Genomic DNA, 6,307 nt, shown 5'->3' with positions numbered 1-6,307 from the left:
GGTGATGAGTTAATCAGCGGCGTGGAGGAGAGACATTTGTGCTCGCGATGGCGGATTTGAGCCGACAGCTGTGGGACAAGCGCAAGGCGGTGGCTCGCAAGCGAGGCGAAGAGGTATCTACCAAGCTGGTGTTTCCGATGATGCTCATGTTTCTCGTTGTACTAGTTGTCGTTGGAGCCCCTGCATTGTTAATGATGCAAGGGTGAGGAATAAGCAATTTCACTTATGATGTATTGGAGGATCATTATATGAATTCACTTTGGAAACGGTTATGGACGGAAGAAGATGGGCTTGGCATGGTGGAACTGGTTATTATCATTGCAGTTATTGTAGTTTTAGCGATTGCTTTTAGGGAGCAAATCAAAGGATTTCTGACAAGGCTGTTCACGAAAGTAGATAAACAGACGGATGAAATTTTTAAATAGTAATTGTTAGTAATAGAGGAGGGCTACAAGCTGCCTGAAAAACTACGTAAATGGTGGAAACGGCTTGCCTCCGAAGACGGGGCCTATACCGTTGAGGCGAGTATTATCTTTCCGGTTGTATTCTATTGCTGCTTAGCAATGCTCTTCTTCGCCATGTTGATGTTCCAGCATGTTATGACATCACATGCTGCTACGTTAGCGGCGGAACGGGGGGCGGCGTTCTGGGATAACAGCTATAAAGATGCAACCACGGGATCTTACCCTGTAGGACAACAAGATGGTCTGTACTGGCGGATGCTGGATGATTATATGCTGGATCGTTTGCTAGGTGTTGTTACCGGCAGTGTGACCAACGAAGTATCATTGCCGGTCAGCAGTGACTCAGCGTCTTTGCCGGAGAAGAAGCTGATACGGGCAGGAAGACTGCTGCCTCCGATATTCCATGGAGAGATGAAATTCGACAATATTGCAATTGAGCGGAAAGTGACCGTCTCACTCGAACGGCCATTGTATCAAACGGCATTCGAACGTTTAACTAGACGTCGTATATCTGGAGAGGGAGGAGCATCTGCTGCAGTTGTAGAGCCTGTAGAATTTATTCGTTCCGTAGAATTTGCGAGGTACATGTCAACGAAGCTGGCTCAATGGAATAAGAAGGGGATATCGAATGAACAAGCTGCAGATACAATCAAGCGTGCGGCGAAATAGCAAAGCCAATGATGTAACGATGTCTCATACATGCGGAGGTGCTGGAAATGAAGGGGGACGAGAGTAATGCCCGAATGCGGCGGAATTTGTGGAAAGAAATTCGAGGTTCCGTGTCCGTCCTTCTCATTTTCATAGTAGCTGCAATCTTTTTATTTACAAGTGTACTGATTGACTACGCACGAATAGCTGCTGCTGAATGGAGGGCAGAGGTGCTCGCTCAGACTGGAATTCGTTCTGTCATGTCCGCCTATGAACCGGCACTGCAGCAGCGGTATCAATTGTTTGCTTATGGGAAGAGTGATCCTGCTTTCATAATGGATGAAGTGATGCGGGATCAGGCTGAGCTTAAGGCGACGGGGGTCTTTCCCTGGGTACCTGTGCTGCTTGATAGTCATACTACCTCGATCACTAGGGAACTTGGTCGATATGACGAACTCGAGCGGCAAATCTTAGAGGAGATGAAGTACAAAGCTCCTGTTCAATTTGCCTTCGATTTGTCCAGCAAGTTGAAGCCGATGTCCAAAGTGATGAAGGAGGCAGCGCAGACGACAGAACTGTTATCCAAGCTGCAGAAGCTAGTTGATAAGCGCGATAAGGAAATAGCCTCTGCCTTCAAGCTCCAGAAGTCACTTCGCAATTATGCGGCGCGTTCTGAGCTTTCTAGTCGGATTGCAACGGGAGAAAGTGATATTATGCGCGACAGCTCGCTTGGTTCAATTAGAAGTGCAGCGGATGTGGGAGCTCAATATGCAGACTATGTATATAAGAGTCGTCTGGATTCGAACCGCAGTAAGGATGAGGACAAGCAGTATGAGAATGAAACGGATGACTATGAATCCGATTCAGGGGATATTACGCGTAGGCTGACATCTACAACATCTAGTTTACTGGATCAACATCGCATCGGATTGAATACAGCTATGTCCCATATAGAGAAAGCCCGTCAATATAATGAGGACATGAAGCGTGTCATTCAAGAGGTACGTGCAAGTTCGAACTATAACGGTTATGACCATGTTGGACAATCTAGCGAGCAGAGTGAAGGGACAATGGATGAATCGGAACAGATGTCAGATTCGATTAAGCGTATTAATGAAACTGCTGATGACCTAGTGCTGCCAGACGACTTCCTTACGGAATGGAAGCAGGAAATGGAAGAACAGCATCGGAGTATGGAACAAGTAAATGATGCAGCAAATCGTGTTCAATCGATGGTCAGTCAAATCGTCGGGAGAAGCATATCCGCTTATAACTTGAAAACTTCTATCCTCAGTCTGTGGAGGCAGTGGGGGCAATATGCAAAAGATTATATTGGCAGCTCGAATGTGATAGATGCTAGAGAGCAGCGATTTGAACAGGGCCGATCTACAGAGAAGGAACGTAAGCAGAAAGAGAAGGAAGCGAATAAAAAGCTCTGGAAAGCGGCAGATTTATTGTCCTCATTGAAGAAGTTGAACGATCAATTGAAGGAGCATGAACAGCTGTTTCAAGAAGTGAAAAAGAAGGCTAATGCGATCGCTGCATTTAATGAACATGAATCCAGCGAGGATTCGGCAGTTGGCCAAGAACGTTACGATGCGATAGAAGAGGGGAAGGAGTCTATGGACGCTGTTACCTCTATCTACGATAGCATTTCTAATGGATTTAGCATGTTAAGAGATCGTTTATACCGTGATGAGTATGCGTTTCTCTACTTCAACACCTATGACCCTACGAAATTGAAGTCGATACTTACTTCAGAGCAGCCTGCGGAAGAACTGTTAAAGTCCTTATCCATACATAATCAAGAAGTGGAGTACCTATTGTATGGTTTCCATAATCCAGCAGGCAATGTGGCTGCAGCGTTGGGGGAGATCTTTGCTATGCGGCTTGCCATACGTACAATGGAGGGATTTATCGAATGTGCGAACTTGAGACATCCGCTGCTTATATTAGTAGCAGCTATTATTTATGGGATTGAACAGGCTGTTCAGGATTTGATCCTTCTTGCTACGCAAGATAAAGTGCCAATTTCGAAATACTTGCCTTCCGTCACATTGTCCTACTCGGATCACTTGCGATTATTTATGCTCGTCCATGGGAGTAAGGAAGGAATGTTGAAGCGAATGCTCGCACTCATTCATCAAAATACAGGTATTGACCCCACTACAAGGGGTACCTATGGCGAGACGGAGCTCCGAATAAGCACATCATTGTGGTTTCTGCCCGGGGTCATGAAGTGGATTGGACAAACCGGCATATTGGGCGGTGAAGTCGAGAATGGAAGATACTATGCAACAAAGACATCCGTGTTCTCCTACTAGTGGCAAGTTACTAGTTCGGGCAAGGGGCTGGTTCCTACGATGTGGCAATTGGCTTCGTCGCTATATGGGGGATGGCAGAGCCAGTATCACAGTCGAAGCTGCGCTAATGCTGCCTATGGTGCTGCTTTTGTTTCTGTTTTTTGTATATATGATTTACGCTTCTATCATTACCACATCCTTGCAATCTGCTGCGACGAATACGGTGAAGCAGATTGCCGCTCATATGTATCCCATCGAACTGATGACTAAGAAGGTTGAAGCGGAAGCAGGGGACAACAACAGTCCTTGGCTCCGCAAGCCACCGGCAATGGCTCTGAAAATGACAGCACGTCATTTCGCCGAGCGCTTCAGCAATGCTTTGCCACCTCCATTGAATCAATGGGCTTCCGAACATGTGGTGGACTGGGCGGAGAAGCGAGCGGAAGCAGCGGGGGAATGGGGCCAAGCGCGAGTCGGAGAAACCTTGATAAAGCCTTTGTTCGTCCGTTACGGGATTCAAGGGACACTTAGAGAAGATCGGATCCGGATCACACATGTGAAGCTGCCGGATATTGTGGAGAAGGAATACCCGTATATCGCAATTGAAGTGGAATATGATCTGCCGATGCGTGTGCCGTTCTTATATAAGACGATCACGATCGCTGCAAGAGCATCTGAGAGGGTTTGGATTGGGGATGGTCCGCAGCCAGGTTCAGCCAATAAAGAGTCAGGCACGGAAGAGAAAGGTGCGCCACCGACTTTTGTTAGTTTGGAACCGGAACCACTATTGCCAGGCCGTAAGGCCAAGTTAACAGCGAAGGCTAAGCCGCATGAAAAAGTCGAACTCATAATCTTCTATAAGAGCGGTAAGAGCCAAGCGAGGCACATCGGTTGGGCAGAGGCGGATGCCGATGGGAATATAAGTTGGCTATGGCATGTCTCAGGAAATACAACCTCGGGTACGTGGAGATTAGTTATGAATACAGGAGACGGAAGAAGTGCGGACAGGCAATTTATCGTAAAGTGATCTGTAGTCGACACTGCGTAGGAGAAGGGGGCTGTAAATGATGTGGTCGAGTTGGCTATGTGGGATATTGCTAGTGGCTGCGTTCACCACGGATTTGCAAACTCGCAAAATACCAAATTATTTAACGGTCTCAATAGTACTGGCCGCTCTAACTGGATATTGTGCTGTAAGTGGATGGGACGGTTTATTGTTCAGTCTATTCGGAGCGGGCTGTGGGTTTGTGATCATGCTTGTTCTATTCTTGCTGCGTGCGGTCGGGGCTGGGGATGTGAAGTTGTTTGCAGCGATTGGTGCCAGTATGGGAGCTAATTTTGCGTGGGAGACGTTTATCTATGCCATTATCTATGGTGGACTGATTGCAGCAGGGATTATGCTGTTCGGGCATGGAAGAAGGTGGAGGCGCTTCGGGATCGCAATCATACATTTTTTTTGTTTCGCTCCGTAACACCCTTGAAACAGCTAACCTTGAACCAAGCGGCCTTTCCATTTATGTGGGCGGTACTGCCTGCAGCGGCAACCGTTTATTGGACTCAATTATGGATATAGGGGGTGATGAGGGGCGATGTATGGTTACCGGTCGGATTTCATCCACGAGGGTAAAATGAGGATGCTCCTTACGAGAGAACCAGCGGTTCATTCCAATGACTTGGATACCTATCAAGTGAATATGCTGCGGTTTAACGAAGTTCCTCATTTGCTTCCAATAGAAATTAGGGAAGTCGATTTTGAGGTCACGTTTCTGTACGATATTAGTGGTAAAAAAATGCTGGAGCAGGTTCTGCGTTCGTTACAGATTACTGCAATTCAATATTTTGAGTGGATGTTCCAACTGGTTAATGTGTTGGAAGGATGCTGTGCATATATGCTGCATCCAAATCAGATTCTGCTTCATGAACGTTTTATTTATGTAGACGGGTATTCCTGGAATAGCAGCCTTTATACAGCGTACATCCCAACAGAAGAGCCTTTGCACCCGCAAGCGGGGTTAGAGGGATTGAAGCGATTAGGCATTCTGCTCTCCTCCCATGTGAGCCATTGGGATGGGGATGGCTTTCAGCGTCTTGTTCAGTTGTTGTCACAGGAAGGGACGACCTTGGCAGATGTACGAGGCTTGCTGCAATCCTTAATTGTGGGTACGGCAAGCGGCGCTTCTGCGAACCGAAATCAATCTGGACGAGGGCAGTTTTTCCCTGGGAGCGGTGAAAGGGATGAGCGTAAATCTAAGCAGCAGGCTGCTTATGGACAAGCTGGTTTGCACAATGAGCAGGGGAAGAATGATGGGAATTCGATGGCGGAGCCTTTTGCAGAAGTGCAGAAGCGAATGCCTGTTACATCTGCTGGATCAATTTTGAACCCTAACATGGATAGATATGATCGAGAGCATAGCAACCATTCGGGGACAGATGCGGCTAATGAAGCAATAACACCGATTACCAAGAAGTATACTTTGGTAACCTCGGTCGTCGTAATTGCAGCAGCCGGATTAGGCTGGAAGTTCGGATATATGTCTCAACCTACATCGGAGGTATTCACTTACACTGTCATTTGGAACATTGCTGTTATAGCACTGGGAGCAATGTATTTAACGGGGATCCCCAGCATGTGGTGGAGCAAGCGATTCTCTCGAAAGAAGGACGACCGAATTAGTGCTGATGAACAGGATTTTCAACCAAGCCCCAGCCAGGGGTGGAATAATCCGAATAGGCTTCCCGACTTTTTATCTATGGAGCTATCTCATCTCTCCCATCCTACAGATGCGAGGAATACACACAGCAACCATACAAAAGGAGGCCAGCAGCATCAGGGAATCGACCCTTCTTCCATCACATGGGCTGCGGAGTTATCCGGACGTTATATGAATGGGC

The 6,307-nt window shown here is 47.1% G+C and carries 6 protein-coding genes and 1 pseudogene; all 7 read left to right on the top strand.

Annotated features, from left to right (window positions below):
* Positions 1-8: 8 nt before the first annotated feature.
* Positions 9-206 (top strand): annotated as a pseudogene (locus tag AZ66_RS30980) (type II secretion system F family protein); the annotation flags it as partial.
* A 42-nt stretch (positions 207-248) separates the two neighbouring features.
* Positions 249-425 (top strand): Flp1 family type IVb pilin, encoded by a 177-nt coding sequence (locus AZ66_RS25495; protein WP_021256385.1) that lies wholly within the window; start codon positions 249-251, stop codon positions 423-425.
* A gap of 3 nt (positions 426-428) precedes the next feature.
* On the top strand, positions 429-1,133 hold the full coding sequence (locus AZ66_RS25490) for a TadE family protein (RefSeq protein ID WP_231587048.1): 705 nt from the start codon (positions 429-431) through the stop codon (positions 1,131-1,133).
* A 47-nt stretch (positions 1,134-1,180) separates the two neighbouring features.
* Complete coding sequence (locus AZ66_RS25485; RefSeq protein WP_044357436.1) at positions 1,181-3,436, top strand: hypothetical protein; 2,256 nt, start codon at positions 1,181-1,183, stop codon at positions 3,434-3,436.
* A complete protein-coding gene (locus tag AZ66_RS25480; protein WP_231587047.1) occupies positions 3,405-4,442 on the top strand; it encodes a TadE/TadG family type IV pilus assembly protein in 1,038 nt (345 codons plus the stop codon). The genes AZ66_RS25485 and AZ66_RS25480 overlap by 32 nt, the downstream gene beginning before the upstream one ends.
* Positions 4,443-4,479: 37 nt before the next feature.
* Entirely contained in the window at positions 4,480-4,887 is a 408-nt protein-coding gene (locus tag AZ66_RS25475; RefSeq protein WP_231587046.1) for an A24 family peptidase, read from the top strand.
* Between the two features lie 117 nt (positions 4,888-5,004).
* Positions 5,005-6,307: DUF6382 domain-containing protein (locus AZ66_RS25470; RefSeq protein ID WP_231587045.1), on the top strand; the 1,303-nt coding region annotated here is incomplete at its 3' end.

The organism is Paenibacillus sp. E194, assembly GCF_000935845.1.
Taxonomy (GTDB): Bacteria; Bacillota; Bacilli; order Paenibacillales; family Paenibacillaceae; genus Paenibacillus_B; species Paenibacillus_B alvei_B.
The sequence above is the reverse complement of the archived record's forward strand: the minus strand, read 5'-3'. Positions and strand labels throughout refer to the sequence as shown.